Source organism: Mesorhizobium loti, assembly GCF_003148495.1.
GTDB lineage: Bacteria > Pseudomonadota > Alphaproteobacteria > Rhizobiales > Rhizobiaceae > Mesorhizobium > Mesorhizobium loti.
Genome location: NZ_QGGH01000008.1, coordinates 108,959 through 130,894 on the forward strand (window position 1 = coordinate 108,959; position 21,936 = coordinate 130,894).

General features: G+C 62.1%; 24 protein-coding genes and 1 pseudogene. 15 read left to right on the forward strand and 10 right to left on the reverse strand.

Going from position 1 to position 21,936, the window contains the following annotated elements; all coding sequences use genetic code 11:
- Positions 1-2: 2 nt before the first annotated feature.
- Positions 3-2,807, reverse strand: a complete 2,805-nt coding sequence (gene gyrA, locus C8D77_RS25385) for a DNA gyrase subunit A (protein WP_109669172.1) — start codon at positions 2,805-2,807, stop codon at positions 3-5.
- A 209-nt stretch (positions 2,808-3,016) separates the two neighbouring features.
- On the opposite strand from gyrA, the pseudogene C8D77_RS25390 reads away from it, so the two are divergent.
- Positions 3,017-4,690, forward strand: a pseudogene (locus C8D77_RS25390) (SulP family inorganic anion transporter); the annotation flags it as partial.
- Between the two features lie 22 nt (positions 4,691-4,712).
- The gene (locus C8D77_RS25395) at positions 4,713-5,333 is read left to right on the forward strand and encodes a ParB-like protein (RefSeq protein ID WP_109669174.1); all 621 of its coding nucleotides are present in this window, start codon (positions 4,713-4,715) and stop codon (positions 5,331-5,333) included.
- A 10-nt stretch (positions 5,334-5,343) separates the two neighbouring features.
- Here the strand turns inward: C8D77_RS25395 and C8D77_RS25400 are convergent, their stop codons facing one another.
- Positions 5,344-6,174 carry a helix-turn-helix transcriptional regulator gene (locus C8D77_RS25400; RefSeq protein ID WP_109669177.1) on the reverse strand — a complete coding sequence of 277 codons (831 nt, stop codon included), beginning with the start codon at positions 6,172-6,174 and terminating at the stop codon, positions 5,344-5,346.
- Between the two features lie 85 nt (positions 6,175-6,259).
- Between C8D77_RS25400 and C8D77_RS25405 the strand changes: the two genes are divergently transcribed.
- The 3 genes from C8D77_RS25405 to C8D77_RS25415 all read left to right on the forward strand — a co-directional run bounded on the left by C8D77_RS25405 (position 6,260) and on the right by C8D77_RS25415 (position 7,930).
- Positions 6,260-6,796, forward strand: a complete 537-nt coding sequence (locus tag C8D77_RS25405; RefSeq protein ID WP_109669179.1) for a hypothetical protein — start codon at positions 6,260-6,262, stop codon at positions 6,794-6,796.
- 32 nt (positions 6,797-6,828) lie between these two features.
- Positions 6,829-7,209 carry a VOC family protein gene (locus C8D77_RS25410; RefSeq protein WP_109669369.1) on the forward strand — a complete coding sequence of 127 codons (381 nt, stop codon included), beginning with the start codon at positions 6,829-6,831 and terminating at the stop codon, positions 7,207-7,209.
- Between the two features lie 91 nt (positions 7,210-7,300).
- Entirely contained in the window at positions 7,301-7,930 is a 630-nt protein-coding gene (locus C8D77_RS25415; RefSeq protein ID WP_023670949.1) for a MarC family protein, read from the forward strand.
- A gap of 24 nt (positions 7,931-7,954) precedes the next feature.
- Here the strand turns inward: C8D77_RS25415 and C8D77_RS25420 are convergent, their stop codons facing one another.
- Complete coding sequence (locus C8D77_RS25420; RefSeq protein WP_109669182.1) at positions 7,955-8,380, reverse strand: OsmC family protein; 426 nt, start codon at positions 8,378-8,380, stop codon at positions 7,955-7,957.
- Positions 8,381-8,515: 135 nt separating this feature from the next.
- The gene (locus C8D77_RS25425; RefSeq protein WP_109669185.1) at positions 8,516-9,037 is read right to left on the reverse strand and encodes a single-stranded DNA-binding protein; all 522 of its coding nucleotides are present in this window, start codon (positions 9,035-9,037) and stop codon (positions 8,516-8,518) included.
- Between the two features lie 225 nt (positions 9,038-9,262).
- Between C8D77_RS25425 and C8D77_RS25430 the strand changes: the two genes are divergently transcribed.
- The 9 genes from C8D77_RS25430 to C8D77_RS25470 all read left to right on the forward strand — a co-directional run bounded on the left by C8D77_RS25430 (position 9,263) and on the right by C8D77_RS25470 (position 17,850).
- On the forward strand, positions 9,263-9,577 hold the full coding sequence (locus C8D77_RS25430) for an ArsR/SmtB family transcription factor (RefSeq protein WP_056582312.1): 315 nt from the start codon (positions 9,263-9,265) through the stop codon (positions 9,575-9,577).
- Positions 9,574-10,083, forward strand: coding sequence for an SRPBCC family protein (locus C8D77_RS25435; protein ID WP_109669188.1), 510 nt, complete (start codon positions 9,574-9,576; stop codon positions 10,081-10,083). The genes C8D77_RS25430 and C8D77_RS25435 overlap by 4 nt, the downstream gene beginning before the upstream one ends.
- Before the next feature lie 26 nt (positions 10,084-10,109).
- Complete coding sequence (locus C8D77_RS25440) at positions 10,110-10,715, forward strand: ATP-dependent Clp protease proteolytic subunit (RefSeq protein ID WP_109669190.1); 606 nt, start codon at positions 10,110-10,112, stop codon at positions 10,713-10,715.
- A gap of 91 nt (positions 10,716-10,806) precedes the next feature.
- A complete protein-coding gene (locus tag C8D77_RS25445) occupies positions 10,807-11,106 on the forward strand; it encodes a hypothetical protein (RefSeq protein WP_109669193.1) in 300 nt (99 codons plus the stop codon).
- Between the two features lie 715 nt (positions 11,107-11,821).
- The gene (uvrA, locus tag C8D77_RS25450) at positions 11,822-14,743 is read left to right on the forward strand and encodes an excinuclease ABC subunit UvrA (RefSeq protein ID WP_109669196.1); all 2,922 of its coding nucleotides are present in this window, start codon (positions 11,822-11,824) and stop codon (positions 14,741-14,743) included.
- A gap of 34 nt (positions 14,744-14,777) precedes the next feature.
- Complete coding sequence (locus C8D77_RS25455; RefSeq protein ID WP_109669198.1) at positions 14,778-15,248, forward strand: GNAT family N-acetyltransferase; 471 nt, start codon at positions 14,778-14,780, stop codon at positions 15,246-15,248.
- A gap of 27 nt (positions 15,249-15,275) precedes the next feature.
- Positions 15,276-16,082: a DUF72 domain-containing protein gene (locus C8D77_RS25460; RefSeq protein ID WP_109669201.1), complete on the forward strand. Its 807-nt coding sequence runs from the start codon at positions 15,276-15,278 to the stop codon at positions 16,080-16,082.
- 253 nt (positions 16,083-16,335) lie between these two features.
- Entirely contained in the window at positions 16,336-16,593 is a 258-nt protein-coding gene (locus C8D77_RS25465) for a hypothetical protein (protein WP_109669203.1), read from the forward strand.
- 105 nt (positions 16,594-16,698) lie between these two features.
- Positions 16,699-17,850, forward strand: coding sequence for a GGDEF domain-containing protein (locus C8D77_RS25470; RefSeq protein ID WP_109669371.1), 1,152 nt, complete (start codon positions 16,699-16,701; stop codon positions 17,848-17,850).
- Positions 17,851-17,869: 19 nt separating this feature from the next.
- On the opposite strand, the gene C8D77_RS25475 is transcribed toward C8D77_RS25470, so the two are convergent.
- From C8D77_RS25475 to C8D77_RS25485, 3 genes are all read right to left on the reverse strand, one after another.
- Entirely contained in the window at positions 17,870-18,478 is a 609-nt protein-coding gene (locus tag C8D77_RS25475; protein ID WP_109669205.1) for a cysteine hydrolase family protein, read from the reverse strand.
- 119 nt (positions 18,479-18,597) lie between these two features.
- Complete coding sequence (locus C8D77_RS25480) at positions 18,598-18,882, reverse strand: PRC-barrel domain-containing protein (RefSeq protein ID WP_109669208.1); 285 nt, start codon at positions 18,880-18,882, stop codon at positions 18,598-18,600.
- Positions 18,883-19,023: 141 nt separating this feature from the next.
- A complete protein-coding gene (locus C8D77_RS25485) occupies positions 19,024-19,557 on the reverse strand; it encodes an inorganic diphosphatase (RefSeq protein ID WP_109669211.1) in 534 nt (177 codons plus the stop codon).
- A 94-nt stretch (positions 19,558-19,651) separates the two neighbouring features.
- Here C8D77_RS25485 and C8D77_RS25490 point away from each other — a divergent pair, with 94 nt between their 5' ends.
- Positions 19,652-19,861: a hypothetical protein gene (locus tag C8D77_RS25490; protein ID WP_127263653.1), complete on the forward strand. Its 210-nt coding sequence runs from the start codon at positions 19,652-19,654 to the stop codon at positions 19,859-19,861.
- A 110-nt stretch (positions 19,862-19,971) separates the two neighbouring features.
- On the opposite strand, the gene C8D77_RS25495 is transcribed toward C8D77_RS25490, so the two are convergent.
- From C8D77_RS25495 to urtD, 3 genes are all read right to left on the reverse strand, one after another.
- On the reverse strand, positions 19,972-20,148 hold the full coding sequence (locus C8D77_RS25495) for a hypothetical protein (protein WP_081294751.1): 177 nt from the start codon (positions 20,146-20,148) through the stop codon (positions 19,972-19,974).
- 270 nt (positions 20,149-20,418) lie between these two features.
- Positions 20,419-21,114: an urea ABC transporter ATP-binding subunit UrtE gene (gene urtE / locus C8D77_RS25500; protein ID WP_109669216.1), complete on the reverse strand. Its 696-nt coding sequence runs from the start codon at positions 21,112-21,114 to the stop codon at positions 20,419-20,421.
- A gap of 69 nt (positions 21,115-21,183) precedes the next feature.
- On the reverse strand, positions 21,184-21,930 hold the full coding sequence (urtD, locus tag C8D77_RS25505; RefSeq protein ID WP_109669218.1) for an urea ABC transporter ATP-binding protein UrtD: 747 nt from the start codon (positions 21,928-21,930) through the stop codon (positions 21,184-21,186).
- Positions 21,931-21,936: the final 6 nt, after the last annotated feature.

Genomic DNA, 21,936 nt, shown 5'->3' on the forward strand with positions numbered 1-21,936 from the left:
ACCTAGTCCGCACCTTCCGGACCGGCGTCAGGCGCCGCAGCGGCATCAGCACCGCCCTCGACGATCTCTTCGCTTTCTTCATCCGATTGCGGTTCCGAGATTCGCTCGACCGACACCACCTTTTCACCTTCAGCCGTGTTGAAGATGGTCACGCCCTTGGTGGCGCGGCTGGCGAAACGGATGCCGTTGACCGGCACCCGGATAACGGTGCCGCCATCCGATACCAGCATGATCTGATCGTCATTGCCGACCGGGAAGGTCGCCACCAGCCGGCCGATCTCGGCCACCTTCGACACATCGGTGGCGCGGATGCCCTTGCCGCCACGTCCGGTCAGCCGGAAATCATAGGACGAAGAGCGCTTGCCGTAGCCGAATTCGGTCACCGTCAGCACGTACTTCTCATGCGCCTTGAGGAACTCGTAGCGTTCGTCGGAAAGCTCCGTCTCCTCGCCGACCTCTTCATTGGTCAGCGCGATCTCTTCCTCTTCGCCGGCAGCGATTCCAGCGGCAAGCCGCCGTTCGGCCGCCGCTCGCTTCAGATAGGCAGCGCGCTCGGCCGGCGGCGCATCGACATTCTCGATCACCGACATCGAGATGATGCGGTCGGTCTCAGCCATGGTTATGCCGCGCACGCCGACAGAATTGCGGCTCTGGAAGACGCGCACGTCGCCAACCGAGAAGCGGATGCATTGACCGGAACTGGCGGTCAGAAGCACGTCGTCATTGTCGGTGCAGGTCTCGACGCCAAGGATCTCGTCGCCCTCCTCCTCCAGCTTCATGGCGATCTTGCCATTGCGGTTGACCTGGACGAAATCGGAAAGCTTGTTGCGGCGCACGGTGCCGCGCGTGGTGGCGAACATCACGTCGAGCTCGCCCCAACTGGTCTCGTCCTCGGGCAGCGGCATGATGGTGGTGATGCGCTCGCCCTGCTCCAGCGGCAGCATGTTGATCAGCGCCTTGCCGCGCGACTGCGGATTGCCGATCGGCAGCCGCCAGACCTTTTCCTTGTAGACGATGCCGCGCGATGAGAAGAACAGCACCGGCGTATGCGTGTTGGCGACGAACAGCCGGGTGACGAAATCCTCTTCCTTGGTCGACATGCCGGAGCGGCCCTTGCCGCCACGGCGCTGTGCCCGGTAGAGCGACAACGGCACGCGCTTGATGTAGCCGGAATGGCTCACCGTCACGACCATGTCCTCGCGCTGGATCAGGTCCTCGTCTTCCATGTCCGCCCCACCATCGGTGAGCTCGGTGCGGCGTGGCGTGCCGAACTCGTCGCGTACGGCGGCAAGCTCGTCCTTGACGATCTGCTGGACGCGCGCGCGGGAAGACAAAATGTCCAGATAATCAATGATTTCGGCACCGATCGTGTTCAACTCGTCGGCGATTTCGTCGCGGCCGAGCGCGGTCAGGCGCTGCAGGCGCAGCTCGAGGATGGCGCGCGCCTGCTCCTCGGACAGATTGTAGGTGCCGTCCTCGTTGATGCGATGGCGCGGATCGTCGATCAGAAGGATCAGCGATTCGACGTCGCCGGACGGCCAGCGCCGCTCCATCAACTGCTCACGCGCGGTCTGCGGATCCGGCGCGGTGCGGATCAGTTTGATGACCTCGTCGATGTTGGCGACGGCGATAGCGAGACCGACCAGCACATGGGCGCGGTCGCGCGCCTTGCGCAGCAGGAATTTCGTCCGCCGGGTAATCACCTCTTCGCGGAAGGTGACGAACGCCTTCAGCATATCGGTCAGGTTCATCACTTCCGGCTTGCCGCCGTTCAGCGCCACCATATTGGCGCCGAAAGAGGTCTGCAGCGGCGTGAAACGATAGAGCTGGTTGAGGATGACGTCGGCAACGGCGTCGCGCTTCAATTCAATGACAACCCGGTAGCCCTGCCGGTCGCTCTCGTCGCGAATGTCGGAAATGCCCTCGATGCGCTTGTCGCGCACCAGTTCGGCCATCTTCTCGATCATCGACGACTTGTTCACCTGGTAGGGAACTTCGGTGATGATGATCGACTCGCGGTCGTTGCCGCGCTGCTCGATGTTGACCTTGCCGCGCATGACGATGGAGCCGCGGCCGGTCGAATAGGCGCTGTAGATGCCGGAACGGCCAAGCACGATGCCACCGGTCGGGAAATCCGGTCCCGGAATGATCTCCATCAACGCCGGCAGGTCGATCGCCGGATTGTCGATGATGGCGATGGCGCCGTTGCAGATTTCACTGAGATTGTGCGGCGGGATGTTGGTCGCCATGCCGACGGCGATGCCGCCGGAGCCGTTGACCAGAAGATTGGGAAACCGTGCCGGCAGAACCTTTGGTTCGCTGCCCGACGCATCATACGTATCCTGGAAATCGACGGTGTCCTTGTCGATATCCTCCAAAAGCTCATGCGCGACCTTGGTAAGCCGCGCTTCCGTGTAGCGCATCGCCGCAGGCGGATCGCCGTCGATGGAACCGAAATTGCCCTGTCCGTCGATCAGCGGCACGCGCAGCGACCAGTCCTGCGCCATGCGCACCAAGGCGTCATAGATGGAAGCGTCGCCATGCGGATGGTATTTACCCATCACGTCGGCGACCGGACGCGCCGACTTCACATATTTGCGGTTCCAGTGGTAGCCGCTCTCATGGGCGGCGAAGAGAATGCGGCGGTGCACCGGCTTCAGGCCGTCGCGCACATCGGGCAGCGCACGGCTGACGATCACGCTCATGGCGTAATCGAGATAGGAACGTTGCATCTCCTCGACGATGGATATCGGCTCGATGCCGGTGGGGCCGCCTTCGGCGCCGCGCGGTGTCTTCTGGTCGGTCAAATCGGATCACAATCTAATCAGGAATCACTTGGTGCTTATATAGGAAGCAAGGCTGAAACTCCAACATGCCAGGCACTTTTCCAGTGTCATTTTTGGTGGTAATTTCAAATGGATACCACTGATTGCGACGATATGGCCAAGGCGGTTTTCGCCGCACTGAGGCAAAAGCCTGCAATGGACCGTTTTCCCCTGCGAAAGCCACGAGCGCGATGAATTGGACCCCGTGGCTGCCTTTGCGAGCACTGAGCGGTTGGCGACCGCGGGATCTCAACAGCGATCTGATCGCGGGCGTGACACTGGCGGCGATTGCCATTCCCGAACAGATGGCAACGGCCCGGCTGGGCGGCTTTGCCCCGGAGATCGGCTTCTTCGCCTTTGTCGCCGGTTCGGTGGCATTTGCCCTGTTCGGTGCCAACCGGCATCTCTCGTCCGGCGCGGATTCGACCATCACGCCCTTGTTTGCCGGTGGCCTCGCGATGCTCGCCGCATCCGGGTCGCCGCATTATCTGGCGCTGGCAGCCATGCTGGCGCTGATGGTCGGGCTGATCGTGACGCTCAGCGGTGTCTTTCGCCTTGGCTGGATCGCCGACCTCTTGTCGGTGCCGGTCACAACGGGTTTTCTGGCCGGCATCGCCGTCCATATCATCGTTTCGCAATTGCCCGGATTGCTCGGCCTGCCCGCCGAAAGCGGCGAGACGTTGCGGCGCATCGGTGAGATCGCCGGCAATCTCCATCTCACCAATCCCTGGAGCCTCGGGCTCGGTCTCGGCGTGTTCGCGATCGTCTTCTGTGCCGACCGGATCAGCGCCCGCGTCCCCGGCGCGTTGATCGCCATGGTGCTCGCCACCATCGCGGTTGCCGTCCTCGGCCTTAAGGACCGCGGCGTCGAAGTGCTCGGCGCCTTGCCCAATGGGCTGCTACAAGCCGGCCTGCCGCGTGCCAGTCTCGACGATGTGCAGGCGCTGTTTCCACTGGCATTGCTGATCGCCATCGTCGTCATGGTGCAGACGGCGGCCACCTCCCGTTCCTTCGCGCCGCAACAGGGCGAGGCTCCCGACATCAATCGCGATTTCGTCGGCGTTGGCGCCGGCAGCATCGTATCGGGCCTGTTCGGCGCCTTTGCCGTCAATGCCAGCCCGCCGCGCACCGCAATCGTCGCCCAGTCGGGCGGCCGCTCGCAATTGTCCGGCCTCATTGCCGCGGCCATCGTGCTGGCGTTCGGTGCTTTCGGCGGCGGCCTGCTTGCCGATGTTCCACAGGCCGCCCTTGCCGGTGTTCTGCTGTTCGTGGCGCAGCACATTCTGCGCTGGAAGGTATTCGCCAATGTCTACCGGCAGGCGCCGGTCGAATTCGCACTGATCCTCATCACCATGGCAGCGATCGTCGTGCTGCCGATCGAGACCGGCGTGGCGATCGGCATCGGCCTGTCGCTGCTGCACGGCATCTGGAGCGCGACCCGCACGCTTCCGATCGAACTGGAACAGGTGCCGGGCAGTTCGGTGTGGTGGCCGCCCGGCCAGCCTGCTGTCGGCGAACAACTCCCCGGCGTGCTGGTCGCGGCGTTCCAGGCGCCGCTGTCTTTCGTCAATGCCGACCGCTTCAAGCGCGGTCTTTGCGATCTCATCGACGCCAGGACCGAGAGCGTGAGGCTGGTCGTGCTGGAGGCCAGCAACATCGTCGAGATCGACTACACAGCCGCGCAAGCCCTGATCGACACCATCATCCATTGCCGCCAGTCGGGAGCGATATTTGCCATCGCGCGGCTGGAATCGCTGCGTGCCCAGGCGGCGCTGGCACGATTTGGCATCGCCGAGCTGATCGGTCCCGAGCGTATCTTTCACAGCGTCGATGCCGCCATCAAGGCACTTGGTCCAGACCAAAAGACACAACAACAGGACGAAACCAATGACGACCCAGCGGGAACCCTTGCTGACCCCCGTCGCTGTCAGGGATTTGCGGCCGACGCAGATCACCGTCGGCATGCGGGAAGTCGCCTTGAAGCGCCAGATGATCCGCTCGCAGAGCGCCAGAAAGACCGGCACGTTTCTGGGCAGCCACATGGTTCCGGTCGTGCTGGGGCCGAAGAAGCGCAACTACGTCACCGATCACCACCATCTCGCCCGCGCCCTTCTCGAGGAAGGCATCAGCGATGTCTTGGTCACGGTGATCAGCGACCTGTCGGGCCTCGATAAGGAGGCCTTTTTCGTCGTGCTCGACAATCGCGGCTGGATGCACCCGTTCGACGAAAGCGGCAAGCGCCGGGACTATGACGCCATTCCCAAAACCATGGCCGAACTCATCGACGATCCCTACAGGAGCCTGGCCGGCGAACTGCGTCGGCAAGGCGGCTTTGCCAAGGATACCACGCCGTTCAGCGAATTCCTGTGGGCGGACTTTTTTCGCCGGCGCATCGACCGGGATGCTGTGGCGAAGAATTTCGACAAGGCGATGAAGGAGGCCCTTAGCCTCTCCAAGAGCAAGGACTCGGACTATCTGCCCGGCTGGTGCGGGCCGACATCGGACTAAGCGGCAAGCTTTAGCGCGCCGCCGCGCGGCGGCTGCGGTACTGGCCCGGCGTCTCGCCCATGATCCGCCGAAAACGACGATTGAAGGTAGACAGATCGTTGAAGCCGGCCTCGAAAGCAATCGCCGAGACCGCATCGTCAGACATGCCCAGCCGCAGCGCGGCCCTGTGCAATCGCGTCTTGAGCAGGAACTGATAGGGCGTCATGCCCGCGACCTGCCGGAAGATGCGCAGGAAATGATAGGGACTGGTCGCCGTTTCATCGGCAAGCGCTGAAAGCGAGACCGGCCCATCGGCATCGAGTTCGATCCGCCGCACTGCCTCGGCCACCCGCTTCTGATCGCGGCGGCTTGGCGCGCTTCTGGCATCCGTAGTGCCGGAGACTGTGGCCACAGCGGCCCCGGCAATGCGCAGTCCGAGTTCCTCGAAGGCGTCCATGTCGGCCATCTCGCGCGCGGTTTCCGCCTCAGCCAGCAGTGGCGCCAGGACCGGCAAAGGCGGCAGGCGTGGCGCCTCGAAGGCCAGCTTCCTGGCGCCCGGCACGCCAGCCGCGATCCGTTCCATGTAGGCCGGCCCGAAATGGAACGAGAGGCAACGGTCTCCGCTGCCGTGCTCGTGCCCGCATTCATAGCATGTGCCGGGATTGCCGAGCAGAAGCGCGCCGGGCGCCAGCATCGCCGTACCTTGTTGCGCACGGTAGCGGAACGTCCCGCTGGTGACCGCGGCGACACAGAAATCCTGATGTGCTTCCTCAAACGACCGGTCGCCGGCGCTAGCCGTGCAGATCACATCCGTCACGTGCCAGCCGGGTCCGGATGCGAGCGTATGCGTGGTCGCTGTCATGACCGGAATATAGCAATTTTTCCCAAGCCCAGAACCCCATCACCGCCTACTCCTCTCTGTCTCCTGACAAAAAGAGACCGGAACCATGTTCGATCAATCCTCCTTTGCCGAAGCCCTGCACAGCCCCGGACCAGCGGAAGGGCTCGCCGAAAAGCTGAGCCTTTACGGCCGCTTCGTCGGCGCCTGGACATTCGACGCCTCGCGCCACCTCGAGGACGGCACCGTGTTGACCGGGCGTGGCGAGGTGCATTTCGGCTGGGTGCTGGAAGGCCGGGCGATCCAGGACGTCTGGATCCTGCCCTCGCGGGACGCCGGCTCCCAGCCTTCGCTTGGCAAATGGACTTTCTACGGCACGACGCTGCGCGTCTATGATCCTGGCGCGGATGCCTGGCACATCTTCTGGAGCGACCCGCGCAACCAGTATTTCAGCCGCCAGCTCGGCCGCGCCGAGGGTGACACGATCGTGCAAGTGGGCACCGACGGCACCGGCTCATCGGTGCGCTGGAGCTTTTCACGCATCACCGAAAACTCCTTCCGATGGCTGGGCGAGCGCTCGCACGACAATGGCGCGACATGGCGGCTGGAAGTCGAGTTCCTGGCACACCGAACAGCGGGAATCTGACACCATAAGACATTGTAACAATGGAGAAAATCATGTTCGATCATATCTCGATCGGCGTCCGCGATTCTGCCGCCTCCAAGCGCTTCTATGACGCCGCGCTGAAGCCGCTCGGCTACAGCTGCCTCAGCCAGTCACTGGGTTCGCTTGGTTATGGCGCTCAAAACGTCGTGCTATGGGTGAACGAGGCGGCTCGGCCTGTGCCATCCGACGACAAATCCGGTCTGCATTTCTGCTTCGCCGCACCAACGCGGGCCAGCGTCGACACTTTTCATGCCGACGCGCTACGCGAAGGCGGCAGTGACAATGGCGCGCCGGGTCTGCGCGCCGACTATGGCGACAACTACTATGCCGCCTTTGTCGTCGACCCAGACGGCTATCGCCTAGAGGCCTATTGCGGCAGCACTGCCGGCTAAACCTGGTTTCGTCGCTCTGACAGTTCCCACCGACCGGGCTTTGCTCTACCAATATGATGGTACGGGCACGGCCCGGCGGGAGGGGTCAGAGATGCCGAGTTTCGACAGCCTGTTCAACGCCTTCGTCACCATCCTCGTGACCATCGATCCGCCCGGCCTGGCGCCGCTGTTCCTCGCCGTGACGCGCGGCATGAACCGCGAGGAGCGCCAGCAGGTTTCCGTCCGCGCCTCGATCATCGGCTTCCTGGTGATGGCGCTGTTTGCGGTCGCCGGCGCCTCGATCCTGTCGGTGTTCGGCATCACGCTGCCGGCCTTTCGCGTCGCCGGCGGTTTTCTCCTGTTCTTCATCGCTTTCGAAATGGTGTTCGAGCGCCGGCAGGACCGCAAGGAGAAGATCGGCGACGTCGCCATCACCAAGGACATGATCCACAACATCGCCGCTTTCCCGCTGGCGATCCCGCTGATCGCCGGCCCCGGCGCCATTTCGGCGACTGTGCTGCTCTCCGGCTCATTCCAGGGCTTTGCCGCGCAGGCGGCGCTGGTCGGCATCATCTTCGTCTGCCTCGCCATCACCTACCTGGTGTTCGTGCTGTCGGAACGCATCGACCGCATCCTCGGCCAGACCGGCCGCTCGATCCTGACCCGGCTGCTCGGCGTCATCCTGGCGGCACTGGCCGTGCAGTTCGTCGCCGACGGCATCAAGGCGCTGATGGCGGGCTGAACGGCGGTGCCTACTGCCTACTGCCTACTGCGCCGTCGTGTCGATCACTTCGAAATCGTGGGTAATCGTGGCGGTCTTGGCCAACATTGCGGAGGCCGAGCAATATTTTTCGATCGAGAGGTCAATTGCCCGTTTGACCTTGTCGGGCGAGAGCGCCCTGCCCTTGACGACGAAATGCATATGGATGCGGGTGAACACCCTGGGCTCGGTTTCGGCCCGGTCGGCGTCGAGTTCTACCACGCAGTCCTCGACCACCTCGCGCCCCTTTTCGAGGATATGCACGACATCATAGGCCGAACAGCCGCCGGTGCCGATCAGCACCAGCTCCATCGGGCTCGGTCCCGGTGTCCTGCCTTCCGGTCCGGGCGCGGTTCCCAGCACGACCTTGTGGCCGCTGCCGGATTCGCCGACGAAGGTGCGCTCCTCAACCCATTTTACGCGTGCTTTCATCGAACTCGTCCTTCGCCATATTTCGTTGATCGCCAAATCAGCGTTCAATTCGACAATGCAAAACCCCGAAAGTCCATGAGGGACTCTCGGGGCGCAATGTTTGACTTAAGCCAAAAATAACATCTGCTGTTGCGATCAGAACGGAATCTCGTCGTCCAGTTCGCGCGACGAACCGCCACCGCCGCCGCTCTTGGCACCGCCACCACCGCGATTGAAGCCTTCGCTCGGGCTGGACTGGCCGAAATCGGAACCACGGGTGCTGCCGCCACCGGCATAGCCGCCGACCTGGCCGCCTTCGCCCTGTCCGCGCGCGTCGAGCATCTGCAGCTCGCCGCGGAATTTCTGCAGCACGACTTCGGTCGTGTACTTGTCGGCGCCGGTCTGGTCCTGCCATTTGCGCGTCTGCAGCTGGCCCTCGACATAGACCTTCATGCCCTTCTTCAGATACTGCTCGGCCACCTTGGCGATGCCCTCATTGAAGATGACGACGTTGTGCCACTCGGTCTTTTCCTTGCGCTCGCCGGAATTCTTGTCGCGCCAGCTTTCCGAGGTGGCAATGCGAATGTTGACGACCGGCTCGCCCGAGTTCAGCCGGCGGATTTCAGGGTCCGCACCGAGGTTGCCGACCAGAATGACCTTGTTGACGCTACCCGCCATGATATTTCTCCGCGCTCATCTGAAACAAATTTTTGTCGCAGCACCTTACAGGCTGCCGACGTCAGCCGCCTGCCACGGCTGCCTTTACCCACAAGGTTTTTGTTCCCTTTTCGTTCTTATATGCATCCCTGCCGATTGTCAAGGAATGGCAGCAATGTCGAAGCCCTCATATGGGTTTGAAAAGAGCGCTTGCCAAATCAATAAGTGATGACTTATGCTTTGACCATGATCGAAGCAGAGATTTTCCGGGCCCTGGCCGACCCCACGCGCCGCGCCGTTTTTGAGCGGCTCGCCGCCGGCGAGATGAGCGTATCGGAATTGCGCACCGGCATGACGGTGTCGCAGCCCGCGGTGTCGCAGCACCTGGCGGTGCTGCGTGGCGCCGGCCTGGTGGTCGAGCGGCGTGCGGGCCGCAACGCCTTCTACCGCGCCGACCCGCAGGGGCTCGCCCCCTTGCTCTCCTGGATCGAACGCTACCGGACCTTCTGGCCGGAACGCATCGAAAGGCTGAAGGCGGTTTTGAAGGACATGGATCAATGAAGAAGGCGGGATCAACGACCAACGAGAGCCAAAACGACGCCCCGGATGCGATCGAGTTCGAGTACGACCTTGCCGAGCCGCCGGAAAAGGTCTGGCGGGCCCTGACCGTACCGGAGCTGCTCGCCGCCTGGATGATGCCGAACGACATCAGACCCGAGATCGGCAATCGTTTTGCCTTCGCCGGGCCGGATGCGCCGATCGAATGCGAGATCCTCGATGCCGAGCCCGAGCGGCTGTTGCGCTATTCCTGGCGGGAGCGCTCGCAGCCAGGCGATGGCGCGCGGCAGGATCCGCTCGACAGCCCATTGGACAGCATTGTCACCTTCACACTCGCCCGCACCGTTTCCGGCGGCACGCATCTGCGCATCGTCCATGACGGCTTCGCCCGGACGGCAATGCCCGCAATTGCCATGTCTGGCGCCGGCTGCCGGCTTTCACTCGACGCAAACAACTCACGCAAGCCAATCGCCGCAAACACGCCTCGCCTCTTGCTGCGTGCAGCCTGAAAAACGAAACGGACGGAGAGAAGATCATGAGCGGTGTTGCCAATCTCGTGCCAATGGTGATCGAGCAATCGAGCCGCGGCGAACGTGCCTTCGACATCTTTTCACGGCTGCTGCGCGAGCGCATCGTCTTCATCAACGGCGAGATCAACGACGACATCTCGGCGCTGGTCTGCGCGCAGCTGCTGTCGCTGGAATCGGACAATCCCGACAAAGAGATATCGCTCTACATCAACTCGCCGGGCGGCGTGGTGACCAGCGGCTTCGCCATCTACGACACGATGCAATATATCAGCTGCCCGGTGTCGACCGTGTGCATGGGCTTTGCCGCCTCGATGGCCTCGTTCCTGCTGATGGCCGGCACGCCGGGGCGGCGCATCTCGCTGCCGAACGCCACCATCCTGCTGCATCAGCCGCTGGGCGGGTTCCAGGGCCAGGCCTCCGACATCCAGCGCCATGCCGAGCGGATCGGCCAGACCAAACGGCACATGGCTAAACTCTACGCGCAGCATTGCGGCCGCACCTACGAAGAGGTCGAGCGCACACTGGACCGCGACCACTTCATGACGGCCCGAGAAGCCCAGGCATGGGGCATCGTCGACCATGTTTTCGACACGCGAAAAAAGGCGGCATGAAGCCAAGCCCCTGATCCTGGCTCCTGCCGGTTGTCGAAGATTTGACGACGCTGGTCTGGTCCCATCGCCGGCACGTCACTATAGTCTTGCGATGACCGACACTTATCCGTCCAGACCATCGCGCCGCGTCATCGCCGTCGTGGTGCTCGCTTTTGCCGGCCTTGTGAGCGGCGCGGCTTTTGCAGAGGACAGTTCGCCAGCGCAGAAAGGCGCCCTGCCCGGCGTGACCGGCGACTATCGTATCGCCAAGCCGGCTCCCAAACCCGAACCCGACGACGCGTTTCCCAGCAACGGCAATGGTCAGTTCAAGATCGGCGATACGGATGTCAGGATTTCCGGTAGCATCACCGTCGATGTCGGCGCCGGCTCAACAGGGCTGCCGCGCCACTGATAGTGAGTGCCGGCGCGCCGCGCCTATCGCCCAATAAAACAATCCGCACATGAAAACGGCCCCGCCGTGCTTTGCGCAAACGGACGGGGCCTTTTTGGATCTCAAATCCAATTTTGCCGGGAGTGTACTGCCGGCGTTTGATTTCGGATGCACCGCGGCATTCAACCGACGATCCGACTAGCAGTCTCTGATTTTTACGAGAGATGGCAGGTCACGGTTTGCTGGGTGGCGAAAACGCTAAACCCTGGCACTTATGCCTGCCGCGGCTCCAGTGACAACTGGAACCCTGGGGGACGATCCGGTGGCGTCATAGCTCCGCTCCTGTGTCCGTTGCGACGTTGTCGTCCCGAAGCACAAATCGCAAGTGCCTGCGGCGTCTCGCAGGCCGCCTCTGGGCGGCGAGGCCATCGAAAGACGGCCGGCTTCGTTGACTGCTGGAGTCTGCGCCCCTGAGTCGGGGACGTCAACCTTCAATAGCCGGTTACCGAAAAATGTGATCGCAGGGAGGTTACGTGCAAGTCAGTTTCTGCACAGCTTTGTCAGGAGCGTGTTCGGCCTTTGTTCTTTCCGCTTGCCCGTGCACGCGAAAGACGGTTAAACGCATTTGTCGGGAATTGTGGCGTCTCTCGACGTGGCGGCAAAACTACCTACATAGGGGATGGCCGGGAAAACCCGCCATTCCAGGAAATTCCAGATTCTGAGGCGGCGACCGGCTATGGCCGACCATAAATATCTTTCCATTCGCGGGGCGCGCGAACACAATCTGAAGAATGTCGATCTCGACCTGCCGCGTGACAGCCTGATTGTCATGACCGGCCTGTCGGGTTCCGGCAAATCGTCGCTTGCCTTCGACACCATCTACGCCGAGGGCCAGCGCCGCTACGTCGAAAGCCTGTCGGCCTACGCACGGCAATTCCTCGAAATGATGCAGAAGCCTGACGTCGACCAGATCGACGGCCTGTCGCCCGCCATCTCCATCGAGCAGAAGACCACCTCGAAGAACCCGCGTTCGACCGTCGGCACCGTCACCGAGATCTACGACTACATGCGGCTTCTGTTTGCGCGGGTTGGCATCCCCTATTCGCCGGCCACCGGCCTGCCGATCGAGAGCCAGACGGTTTCGCAGATGGTCGACCGCGTGCTGGCGGTCGAGGAAGGTACGCGCCTGTTCATCCTGGCGCCGATGGTGCGCGGCCGCAAAGGCGAGTACCGCAAGGAATTGCTGGAACTGCAGAAGAAGGGCTTTCAACGCGTCAAGGTCGACGGCGTCTTCTATGAGATCGCCGACGTGCCGGCGCTGGACAAGAAGTACAAGCACGACCTCGACGTCGTCGTCGACCGCATCGTCGTGCGTGGCGATCTGGCAACGCGGCTTGCCGATTCCATCGAAACAGCGCTGAAATTGGCCGAAGGGCTGGCGGTCGCCGAATTCGCCGACAAGCCGCTGGATTCCAGCCAGACCGGCGAGGATTCGGTCAACAAGTCGAAGAACGAGACGCATGAGCGCATCCTGTTCTCGGAAAAGTTCGCTTGCCCGGTTTCCGGCTTCACCATTCCGGAAATCGAACCGCGCCTGTTCTCGTTCAACAATCCGTTCGGCGCCTGCCCGACCTGCGACGGTCTCGGCAGCCAGCGCGCCATCGACGGCAATCTGATCGTGCCGGACGAAAACATCTCGCTGCGCGACGGCGCCGTCAGCCCGTGGGCCAAGTCGACCTCGCCCTATTACGCGCAGACGCTGGAAGCGCTCGGCAAGGCTTATGGCTTCAAGCTCGGCGACAAGTTCAAGGATCTAACCACGGAAGCCCAGGAAGCCATTCTGCGCGGCACCGGCGAGCGCGAAATCACCTTCCAGTATGATGACGGCCTGCGCTCCTATAAGACGACAAAGACTTTCGAAGGCGTCATCCCCAATCTCGAGCGACGCTGGAAAGAGACTGAATCCGCATGGATGCGCGAGGAGATCGAGCGCTTCATGTCGGCCACGCCTTGCCCGGTCTGCAAGGGTTATCGGCTGAAGCCCGAGTCGCTGGCGGTGAAAATCGCCGGCAAGCACATCGGCGAAGTCACCGAGCTTTCCATCCGCAAGGCCGACCAGTGGTTCACCGACCTGCCGGCGTCACTCAACGACAAGCAGAACGAGATTGCGGTGCGGGTCTTGAAGGAGATCCGCGAGCGGCTGCGCTTCCTCAACGATGTCGGGCTCGACTATCTGACGCTGTCGCGCAATTCCGGCACGCTGTCGGGCGGCGAGAGCCAGCGCATCCGGCTGGCGTCGCAGATCGGCTCCGGCCTCACCGGCGTGCTCTATGTGCTGGACGAACCGTCGATCGGCCTGCACCAGCGCGACAATGCCCGCCTGCTGGATACGCTCAAGCACCTGCGCGATATCGGCAACACCGTGATCGTCGTCGAACATGATGAAGACGCCATCCTGCATGCCGACTATGTCGTCGACATGGGTCCGGCCGCCGGTATCCATGGCGGCGAGATCATCGCCCAGGGCACGCCGCAGCAGGTCATGGCCAATCCCAATTCGATCACCGGCAAATATCTGTCGGGCGCGCTCGAAGTGGCGACGCCTGGCGTGCGGCGCGAGGCGAAGAAGAACCGGCGCCTCAAGATCGTCGGCGCGCGCGGCAACAATCTGAAGAACGTCACCGCCGAAATCCCGCTCGGCACCTTCACCGCCGTGACCGGCGTGTCGGGCGGCGGCAAATCGACCTTCCTGATCGAGACGCTGTTCAAGGCGGCGTCGCGCCGCATCATGGGCTCGCGTGAGCATCCTGCCGACCACGACCGCATCGAAGGCCTCGAATTCCTGGACAAGGTCATCGACATCGACCAGTCGCCCATTGGCAGGACCCCGCGCAGCAACCCTGCCACCTATACCGGTGCCTTCACGCCGATCCGCGACTGGTTCGCCGGTCTGCCCGAAGCCAAGGCGCGCGGCTATCAGCCGGGCCGGTTCTCCTTCAACGTCAAGGGCGGCCGCTGCGAGGCCTGCCAGGGCGACGGCGTCATCAAGATCGAGATGCATTTCCTCCCCGACGTCTACGTCACTTGCGACGTGTGCCACGGCAAGCGCTACAACAGAGAGACGCTCGATGTCCTGTTCAAGGGCAAATCGATCGCCGACGTGCTCGACATGACGGTCGAGGAAGGCGTCGATTTCTTTGCCGCCGTGCCCGGCGTGCGCGACAAGCTCGACACGTTGAAGCAGGTCGGCCTCGGCTATATCCATATCGGCCAGCAGGCGACGACGCTGTCCGGCGGTGAGGCGCAGCGCATCAAGCTCGCCAAGGAACTGTCGCGCAAGGCGACCGGCAAGACGCTCTACATCCTCGACGAGCCGACCACCGGCCTGCATTTCCACGACGTCGCCAAGCTGTTGGAAGTGCTGCACGAACTGGTCGACCAGGGCAACACGGTGGTGGTCATCGAGCACAATCTCGAGGTGATCAAGACCGCCGACTGGGTGCTCGATCTCGGCCCCGAAGGCGGCGACGGCGGCGGCGAACTGGTCGCCTCCGGCACGCCGGAAGCCATTGTCCGCGAAAAGCGCAGCTACACCGGCCAGTTCCTCAAGGAACTGCTGGAGCGTCGCCCCGGAGGCAAGCGCGAAGCGGCGGAGTGACGATCGGACCGGTTGGCGCCTGGAGAGCTTTTGAATGACAATCAGAAGAGCGCTTGCCGGTGATCTCCAAACCGTCGTCTCGCTGACGCAAGCGGCCTATGCGCCGTACACCGCCCTGTTCGGCGCGCCGCCGATCCCGGTCACCGAGGACTATGCGCCACGCATCGAGGGTGGCGAAGTCTGGCTGCTCGAGGACGGCGGCGAGCTTGCCGGAGTGCTCACGCTGGAGCGGCATGACGACCACGCGATGATCTTCTCCGTCGCCGTCTCCCCTGACTTTCAAGGCAAAGGCTTCGGCATTGCGCTGCTGAAACACGCTGACGAACAGACGCGCCTGTGGGGCCTGCCCGAGGTGCGGCTTTACACCAACGCCAGGATGGAGCGGAACATCGCACTCTATCTGGCCTACGGTTTCCACGAAACGGGTCGCCGGCCCAATCCCTACCGGCCAGGATGGGTGCTCGTCGACATGGCCAAAACCGTCGATGAGATCACCGCGGCCTGATCTTTTTCAGCATTTGGGAGGATGACAATGAGCACATCGGGAACAATCCGCGCCGGCATGGGCGGCTGGACCTTCGAGCCCTGGGATACGTCCTTCTATCCCGACAAGCTTTCCAAGGCCAAGCAGCTGAACTACGCCACTCGGCAGGTGCCGAGCATCGAGGTCAACGGCACCTATTATTCCAGCTTCAAGGAGCCGACCTTCGTCAAATGGGCCAGCGAGGCGCCGGACGGTTTCGTCTATGCGCTGAAGGGCAACCGCTTCGTCACCAACCGGCGCGTGCTCGGCGAGGCCGGCGAGTCGATGATGCGTTTCCTCGGCTCGGGCGTTGCCGCGCTCGGCGAAAAGCTCGGGCCGATCCTGTGGCAGTTCGCGCCGACGAAAAAGTTCGATCCGGACGATTTCGAAGCTTTCCTGAAACTGCTGCCGGAAAAGCAGGACGGCGTTGCGCTGCGCCATGCGGTCGAAGTGCGCAACGACAGTTTTATCGTGCCGGAATTCGCCGCGCTCGTGCGCAAGTACGAGGTCGCGATCGTCTATGCCGACCATGCCAAATATCCTGATATCGCCGACGTCACCGGCGATTTCATCTATGCCCGGCTGCAGACTGGCAGCGACGACAATCCCGACTGCTACACGCCGAAGGGCCTCGATGAATGGGCGGCGCGCGCCAAGACCTGGGCGGAAGGCAAGGTGCCTGCCGATCTCCGACGCGCCGATCCTTCGACCGAGGCGCCGGTCAAGCCACGCGACGTATTCGTCTACTTCATCACCGAGGGCAAGGTGCGCGCGCCGTTCGGTGCCATGGCGCTGATGAAGCGCGTGGCGGATTAGAGCAGCTAGCCTGCGGCGCTATCCTTCCGTTTAAGCGTCGAATTCCACACTCTCGGGTCCGGTCCGGCAACTCCTGTCGGAACCTGCAGGGCAGGTTGACCGTTTTTGCCTCACTAGCGGGCGACCGGGCAGGTGCCTCGCGTGGACGCGATAGGCTCGCTGCTCGCCGAAGACCGGTTTTTCCCAGAGATGGCCAGGCGCGCCCAACCGGCGGAACGCTGGCATCAGGAGAACCGGAAGAAAGCGAGGAAAGATGGCGATCATCCTCATCGGGGCGTTGCTCACCATCGCCGGCGTTGTGTACATGGCGGTCGCCGTTCTCAGACGCGGGCGGCTCAGTGATCCGACGCCCGTAGCTTCAGACCGCCCGATGCCTAATCTCGCAACGTCCGGCCCGACGCTTGAGCCACGACGGCGCGGATTAGGCTTCCTCGGCCTATCACAGAATTGGCCGGGGCTGCTGATGATGGCTGTCGGCGTCATTCTGCTATTGTCGGGGGTGATCCTCTAACCCAATAAGCCAAGGATTCGCCGCCGTCGTAACCTTATCGATACCTCCTTGCTGCATGAATCCAGGCAGGCCAAGTCACAGATTTGGGGCAAGGAAACGAGGGGCATGTCGCTTGACTACACTTCACTTCTGCTGGCTGTCGGTTTTTCCGCCGCCTGCCTGAGCCTGACATTGTTCGGCATGTGGCTGACCGCTCGCTCGGAGAGGTTCCTGCTGACATGGGCGATCAGCCTGGTGTTCGTGGTCGGCGATATTTTTATCTATGACGCCTATATCGATATGCCTGGGCGCCTGCTGGGCATCGCCACGCTGGCTTTCCTTCTGCTCGGTTTTTCGACAATGCTGGGCGCCGCCTACCAGTTCAGGACCGGCGGCTCGCCAATGCCGCGAATGGCGATTGCCAGCGCCATTTCGCTGGTTGTGACGTTGCCTCCCATGGCTCTTGGCTATGACGGGCTAGGCTTCATGTTCGAAAACGCCTTTGCCGCATTGCTTCTGTTCGCAACGGCGCTCGAATACTGGAAAGGCCGCGACGAAGCCCCTGCCCTCACGATCGGCATCACCGCGCTCTATTCGGCCACGGCCACGTCCTTCGCTCTGTGCGCCATGGTTCTTGCCTGGGATGGAAAGCTGATCCTCGGACATGCGCCCAGCAACTGGGCCGAGGAGCTGAGCCTCATCATCGTCATCGCTAGCATGACCGGGATTGGAGCCTTGTCGTTGGCGCTCAATCAGGGGCGTCTGGCCAGGCATCATCGCCACAATGCCCTGACCGACCCGCTGACAGGCCTGCTCAACCGCCGCGCCCTGTTCGACCTGCACGGTGATGCCCCGATCGGCGCCTTCACGGCGGTGGTCGTCTTCGACCTCGACAGCTTCAAGGCCATCAACGACGAATTCGGCCATGCCGCCGGCGATGAGGTGCTGAGGATGTTCGCCAGGGACCTCGCCGGCAATCTTCGCCCGGCCGACGTCGCCGCGCGCATGGGCGGCGAGGAATTCGCGCTGGTGCTGAAGCGGACCTTGCCCGAGACGGTGGAAGCCACCGCCGAGGCCATACGGGCAGCTTTCGCCGCGCGTCGCATCGAAACCGAGACCGGTTCGCTCACATGCACGGTCAGTGCCGGATTTGCCCTCGGCACCAAGGAGGGTCTCAGCTTCGACAAGGTGCTCAGCGCCGCCGACAAGGCGCTCTATGCCGCCAAGCGCGGCGGCCGCAACCGCGTCACCGCCTCGGCATTCCGGCGCGCGGGTTAGACTGGTCAGCCTTCATATCTTACTGCCAACTATCCGTGACTTCCTGCATCGTCACTGCCTCGACCTGCTCACTGAACCGCGAACGATAAAGCTCCATCAGCGCATCATGCGTTTGATCCGCGGAGCTGCAGATGGCGTCGGTGACAAGAACGACGCGAAAGCCGCGATCGATGGCGCCCAGCACGGTGGCAAGCACACAGACGTCGGTTTCACCCCCGGTAATCACCAAGGTGTTTGTGCCTGAACCGTGCAGCAGGGCGTCGAGATGCCCTTCGGTCCATGGCGAATAGACGTGCTTGTCGACGAGCTTGGCCGGCGGCACGAACCGTGCAAGTTGTGGCATGAGCTCGATCAGGCCCGGATCGATATGGGAAAGCGTCACCTCTGCCCACCGGCGATAGTAGCTCGCCCACATCCCCGGTCCCTCACCTGGCCGCTCGGCCGGGATAAAGCGGGTGAAAAGTGTTCGCTGCGGATGTCTGGCGACCAGTTCCTCTATGGCCGGCACCACTTTCTCGGCCCATGGTACCGCCCAAGGCCCGGCGGGTCCAAACAAGCGCTGCATGTCGACGCAGATATGCAGGCAATTTTCGCCAAGCCGTCCGTATACTAGCCCTTTAGCCGCCACAGCCGGTCTCCGTCGACTGCGCTGTACTGACCTGTCCGCCTGGCGGCTTCCGCCTCGGCCACGTCACCCTGTCATCCTTACAAAGTTGGGGGCCAGCCGAAGCCAGCCCCTGTTGATCCTCAATCCTGATGCTCGGGCATGGCCTTGAGCTGTTCTTTGGTCCAAGTGGTGACCGCATGAACGTCGCCGTTCTCGTCGCGCATGAAGTCCAGCTGGTTGGCCGGTACGGCAACCGGTTTTGCGCCGATGCCCAGGAAGCCGCCGACGTCGACGACGACCTCGCTGCCGTGCAAGTGAGAGACTGTACCGACCTTCTCATCCTCCGCACCGTAAATGGTCGCGCCGTCGAGTATGTCGGAGGTCAATTCATTGCTGGTAAGGCGTACGTGGTTGGTGTGATCCATAGCTGCATCTCCTGTTGGAACTGTTGCAACCTGCGACCGGACGAACGGTTCCGCGTGGATTGATACCGCGCGATAAAGTCTGACGGGCAGCACGTGCTGGAATTAGACGGGCAGCCAGCGAGAGTCGCAACCTCGATCCACTCAACGGCGAGCTGAAAAGGCCTTCACACCTATCTTGATGGCCTTGCGAGCTTCGGCGGCATTTTGCCAGCCTTTAAACTTGATGGTCTTGCCGGTTCCAAGCACCGAGGAGACAAAGAACTGCTCGATCTCACGCCGCAGGTCATCTGGAACGTGATCCGCCGCAACGGGCTCATCGGGAGCATCCTCCCTGTGCGGACAGAAGACATAGCGGTCGTTGCGCAGAACCTCACCGCCTTCGTCCTTCTGCTTGACGCGCAAGGCGCCTAGCAAGTTGCATTTGATCACGACTCCGGGAGCCGTGGCTGCCTGATGAATCACAAGCCCATCAAGAGGGTCGCCGTCTTCGCCTAGCGTCGAAGGAATGAAGCCCCAGTCATAGGGATACATCATGCCGACCGGCAAGGGACGGACATAGCCGAACATCTGCGTTCGCGGCTCGAAGGCCAGTTTCGCCGTCGCGCCACGTGGCGTTTCGACCACCACTCTGATGAGGCCCTTCGTGATTGTGGTCAGCTTCAGATAATTGGGCATCAAGATGCCTCTCGCTTTTGGTTGTGTGGCAGCGATGGAACTTCACAACGCGAAGAATGTTCCGAAAGGCAAAACCTGTCGGGAGAGCCCATGCATGACAAAAGCTTCGCTGCACCTTCTGAAGGGGATCGGTTATTTAATCTCGACCGGGAGTGTGATCCTGCTCGCCATCGTGAGTTGGTCGAGCGCTGCAAAAAGCCCAGTGCTTACCGCCTGTTTGATTGGCGGCGCAGCGCTGTCCATCGTCGGGATGTTCTGCCGTTGGCTGACCTACCAAATCGAGAAGCGCCGGCAGGACAACTAGATGAAGGGCATTTCGATATGTTGGAGCTCGGGGGCAGATAGTTAAGCCCGCGCGCAGAGCGATCAGCTATGCTGCGTCAGTGATGTAAACCGACTGCGATCTAAGCGACCCTATGCCGCCATGACGATTTCATTGAAGGCATCCAGGTCGACATAGAAGACCTTGGTGATCTCTTCGATCAGGTCGTCGTATTCGCAGCCCTGTGACCTCAAGATATTGATGGCAGCGATGATGTCGACGCGTTCGGTAAGCCGCCGCTTCTGGTAGTCCTCGACGTAACGTTCCATGGCTGTCCCTTAGCCTGTGTGCCCAAACGCGTTTGAACGACAGAGATCGCAGGAGGGAAGCTAGGAAGCTTTGCTTGCGTGAAACTTGCCCGGTGCTAGCCGCGCCCTCGATCTGCGATAACCAGACTGATACGGAAGCGGCCGACTCACAAAAGCCATGGGAAAGACTAGCACGCAGCTCATGGTGCGCTAGTGACGCAGATGGCTGGATCGGAGAAATATTAGACTTGCGAATGATTTCGGACCGTCAACTGAAGTCCGACGACGATTCTAGACGGTCAGGAACTTCCTGACATCAGCACGGTCCAAATCTTCCGCCGGGCCGGTATGGACGATCAGACCCCGGTCCATGATGTTGACCTCGTCGGCGAGCTCTCGGCAGAAATCGAGATATTGTTCGACCAAAAGCACCGCGATGCCGGCCTGGTCGCGCAGATAGCGGATGGCGCGGCCGATATCCTTGATGATCGACGGCTGGATGCCTTCGGTCGGCTCGTCGAGCACCAACAGCTTCGGCCGCATCACCAATGCCCTGCCGATGGCGAGCTGCTGCTGCTGCCCGCCGGAAAGATCGCCGCCACGGCGACCGAGCATCTGCTTCAGCACCGGGAACAGCTCGAAGACATGCGCCGGAATGTTGCGGTCGGCCCGCTTCAGCGGTGCAAAGCCTGATTCCAGGTTCTCCCGCACGGTGAGCAGCGGAAAGATTTCCCTGCCCTGCGGCACGAATGCGATGCCCGACCGGGCGCGGTCATACGCCGCGCTCCGGTCGAGCGCCTTCCCCTCGAAGGCAACGCTTCCGCTCGTCAGCCGGTGGTGGCCGACGATCGATCTCATCAAACTGGTCTTGCCGACGCCGTTGCGGCCGAGTACGCAAGTAATCTTGCCGGCGCCCGCCTTCAGCGACACGCCGCGCAGCGCCTGGGCGGCGCCGTAGTGCAGCGTGGCATTGGAAACTTCGAGCATGTCAGCGCCTTCTCCAGAATCGGAGAAACGACAGATCGAAGCGATGGAATTGCACCCGCCAGACCATATTCATCTCCCCAAATAGACTTCGACGACGCGCTCGTCGGCCGATACGAAATCGAGTGTGCCTTCGCTAAGCACCGAGCCCTCATGCAGGCAGGTGACCTTGACGCCGAGTTCGCGCACGAAATGCATGTCGTGCTCGACGACGATGACCGAATGGTCGCGCGCGATGTCCTTGAGCAGCCGTGCGGTTTCCTCGGTCTCTGCGTCGGTCATGCCGGCGACCGGTTCGTCGACCAGAAGCAGTTTCGGATCCTGCGCCAAGAGCATGCCGATCTCGAGCCACTGCTTTTGTCCATGACTGAGATTGGCTGCGAATTCGTTGCGCTTGTCGCCAAGCCGGATGATGCCGAGGATGTCGTCGATCTGCCGCATCTCGGCTGCCGAGCGGCGATGAAACAGCGCCGGGAAGATCGAGCGCGGCCCCTTCAGCGCCAGCATCAGGTTCTCTTCGATCGTGTGGCTTTCGAACACGGTCGGCTTCTGGAACTTGCGGCCGATGCCCATCATGGCGATCTCGGCCTCGTCATGCTTCGTGAGATCGACCTGGCCGTCGAAGAACACCTCGCCCTCGTCGGGCCGCGTCTTGCCGGTGACGATGTCCATCATCGTCGTCTTGCCGGCGCCGTTGGGGCCGATGATGGCGCGCATCTCGCCCTTGTCGAGCACCAGTGACAGATTGTTGATGGCGCGAAAGCCATCGAAGGAAACCGAGACGCCGTCGAGATAGAGGATGGTGTTCGACTTTGACATGGTCGC

What these genes read in the sequence shown, in the direction of transcription:
- urtD (WP_109669218.1), bottom strand. Translation starts at nt 21,930, where the DNA reads ATGTCAAAGTCGAACACCATCCTCTATCTCGACGGCGTCTCGGTTTCC.
- C8D77_RS25460 (WP_109669201.1), top strand. Translation starts at nt 15,276, where the DNA reads ATGAGCACATCGGGAACAATCCGCGCCGGCATGGGCGGCTGGACCTTC.
- C8D77_RS25465 (WP_109669203.1), top strand. Translation starts at nt 16,336, where the DNA reads ATGGCGATCATCCTCATCGGGGCGTTGCTCACCATCGCCGGCGTTGTG.
- C8D77_RS25445 (WP_109669193.1), top strand. Translation starts at nt 10,807, where the DNA reads ATGACCGACACTTATCCGTCCAGACCATCGCGCCGCGTCATCGCCGTC.
- C8D77_RS25490 (WP_127263653.1), top strand. Translation starts at nt 19,652, where the DNA reads ATGACAAAAGCTTCGCTGCACCTTCTGAAGGGGATCGGTTATTTAATC.
- C8D77_RS25485 (WP_109669211.1), bottom strand. Translation starts at nt 19,557, where the DNA reads ATGCCCAATTATCTGAAGCTGACCACAATCACGAAGGGCCTCATCAGA.
- uvrA (WP_109669196.1), top strand. Translation starts at nt 11,822, where the DNA reads ATGGCCGACCATAAATATCTTTCCATTCGCGGGGCGCGCGAACACAAT.
- urtE (WP_109669216.1), bottom strand. Translation starts at nt 21,114, where the DNA reads ATGCTCGAAGTTTCCAATGCCACGCTGCACTACGGCGCCGCCCAGGCG.
- C8D77_RS25470 (WP_109669371.1), top strand. Translation starts at nt 16,699, where the DNA reads ATGTCGCTTGACTACACTTCACTTCTGCTGGCTGTCGGTTTTTCCGCC.
- C8D77_RS25480 (WP_109669208.1), bottom strand. Translation starts at nt 18,882, where the DNA reads ATGGATCACACCAACCACGTACGCCTTACCAGCAATGAATTGACCTCC.
- C8D77_RS25400 (WP_109669177.1), bottom strand. Translation starts at nt 6,174, where the DNA reads ATGACAGCGACCACGCATACGCTCGCATCCGGACCCGGCTGGCACGTG.
- C8D77_RS25395 (WP_109669174.1), top strand. Translation starts at nt 4,713, where the DNA reads ATGACGACCCAGCGGGAACCCTTGCTGACCCCCGTCGCTGTCAGGGAT.
- C8D77_RS25455 (WP_109669198.1), top strand. Translation starts at nt 14,778, where the DNA reads ATGACAATCAGAAGAGCGCTTGCCGGTGATCTCCAAACCGTCGTCTCG.
- C8D77_RS25435 (WP_109669188.1), top strand. Translation starts at nt 9,574, where the DNA reads ATGAAGAAGGCGGGATCAACGACCAACGAGAGCCAAAACGACGCCCCG.
- C8D77_RS25425 (WP_109669185.1), bottom strand. Translation starts at nt 9,037, where the DNA reads ATGGCGGGTAGCGTCAACAAGGTCATTCTGGTCGGCAACCTCGGTGCG.
- C8D77_RS25430 (WP_056582312.1), top strand. Translation starts at nt 9,263, where the DNA reads ATGATCGAAGCAGAGATTTTCCGGGCCCTGGCCGACCCCACGCGCCGC.
- C8D77_RS25405 (WP_109669179.1), top strand. Translation starts at nt 6,260, where the DNA reads ATGTTCGATCAATCCTCCTTTGCCGAAGCCCTGCACAGCCCCGGACCA.
- C8D77_RS25495 (WP_081294751.1), bottom strand. Translation starts at nt 20,148, where the DNA reads ATGGAACGTTACGTCGAGGACTACCAGAAGCGGCGGCTTACCGAACGC.
- C8D77_RS25420 (WP_109669182.1), bottom strand. Translation starts at nt 8,380, where the DNA reads ATGAAAGCACGCGTAAAATGGGTTGAGGAGCGCACCTTCGTCGGCGAA.
- C8D77_RS25415 (WP_023670949.1), top strand. Translation starts at nt 7,301, where the DNA reads ATGCCGAGTTTCGACAGCCTGTTCAACGCCTTCGTCACCATCCTCGTG.
- C8D77_RS25440 (WP_109669190.1), top strand. Translation starts at nt 10,110, where the DNA reads ATGAGCGGTGTTGCCAATCTCGTGCCAATGGTGATCGAGCAATCGAGC.
- C8D77_RS25410 (WP_109669369.1), top strand. Translation starts at nt 6,829, where the DNA reads ATGTTCGATCATATCTCGATCGGCGTCCGCGATTCTGCCGCCTCCAAG.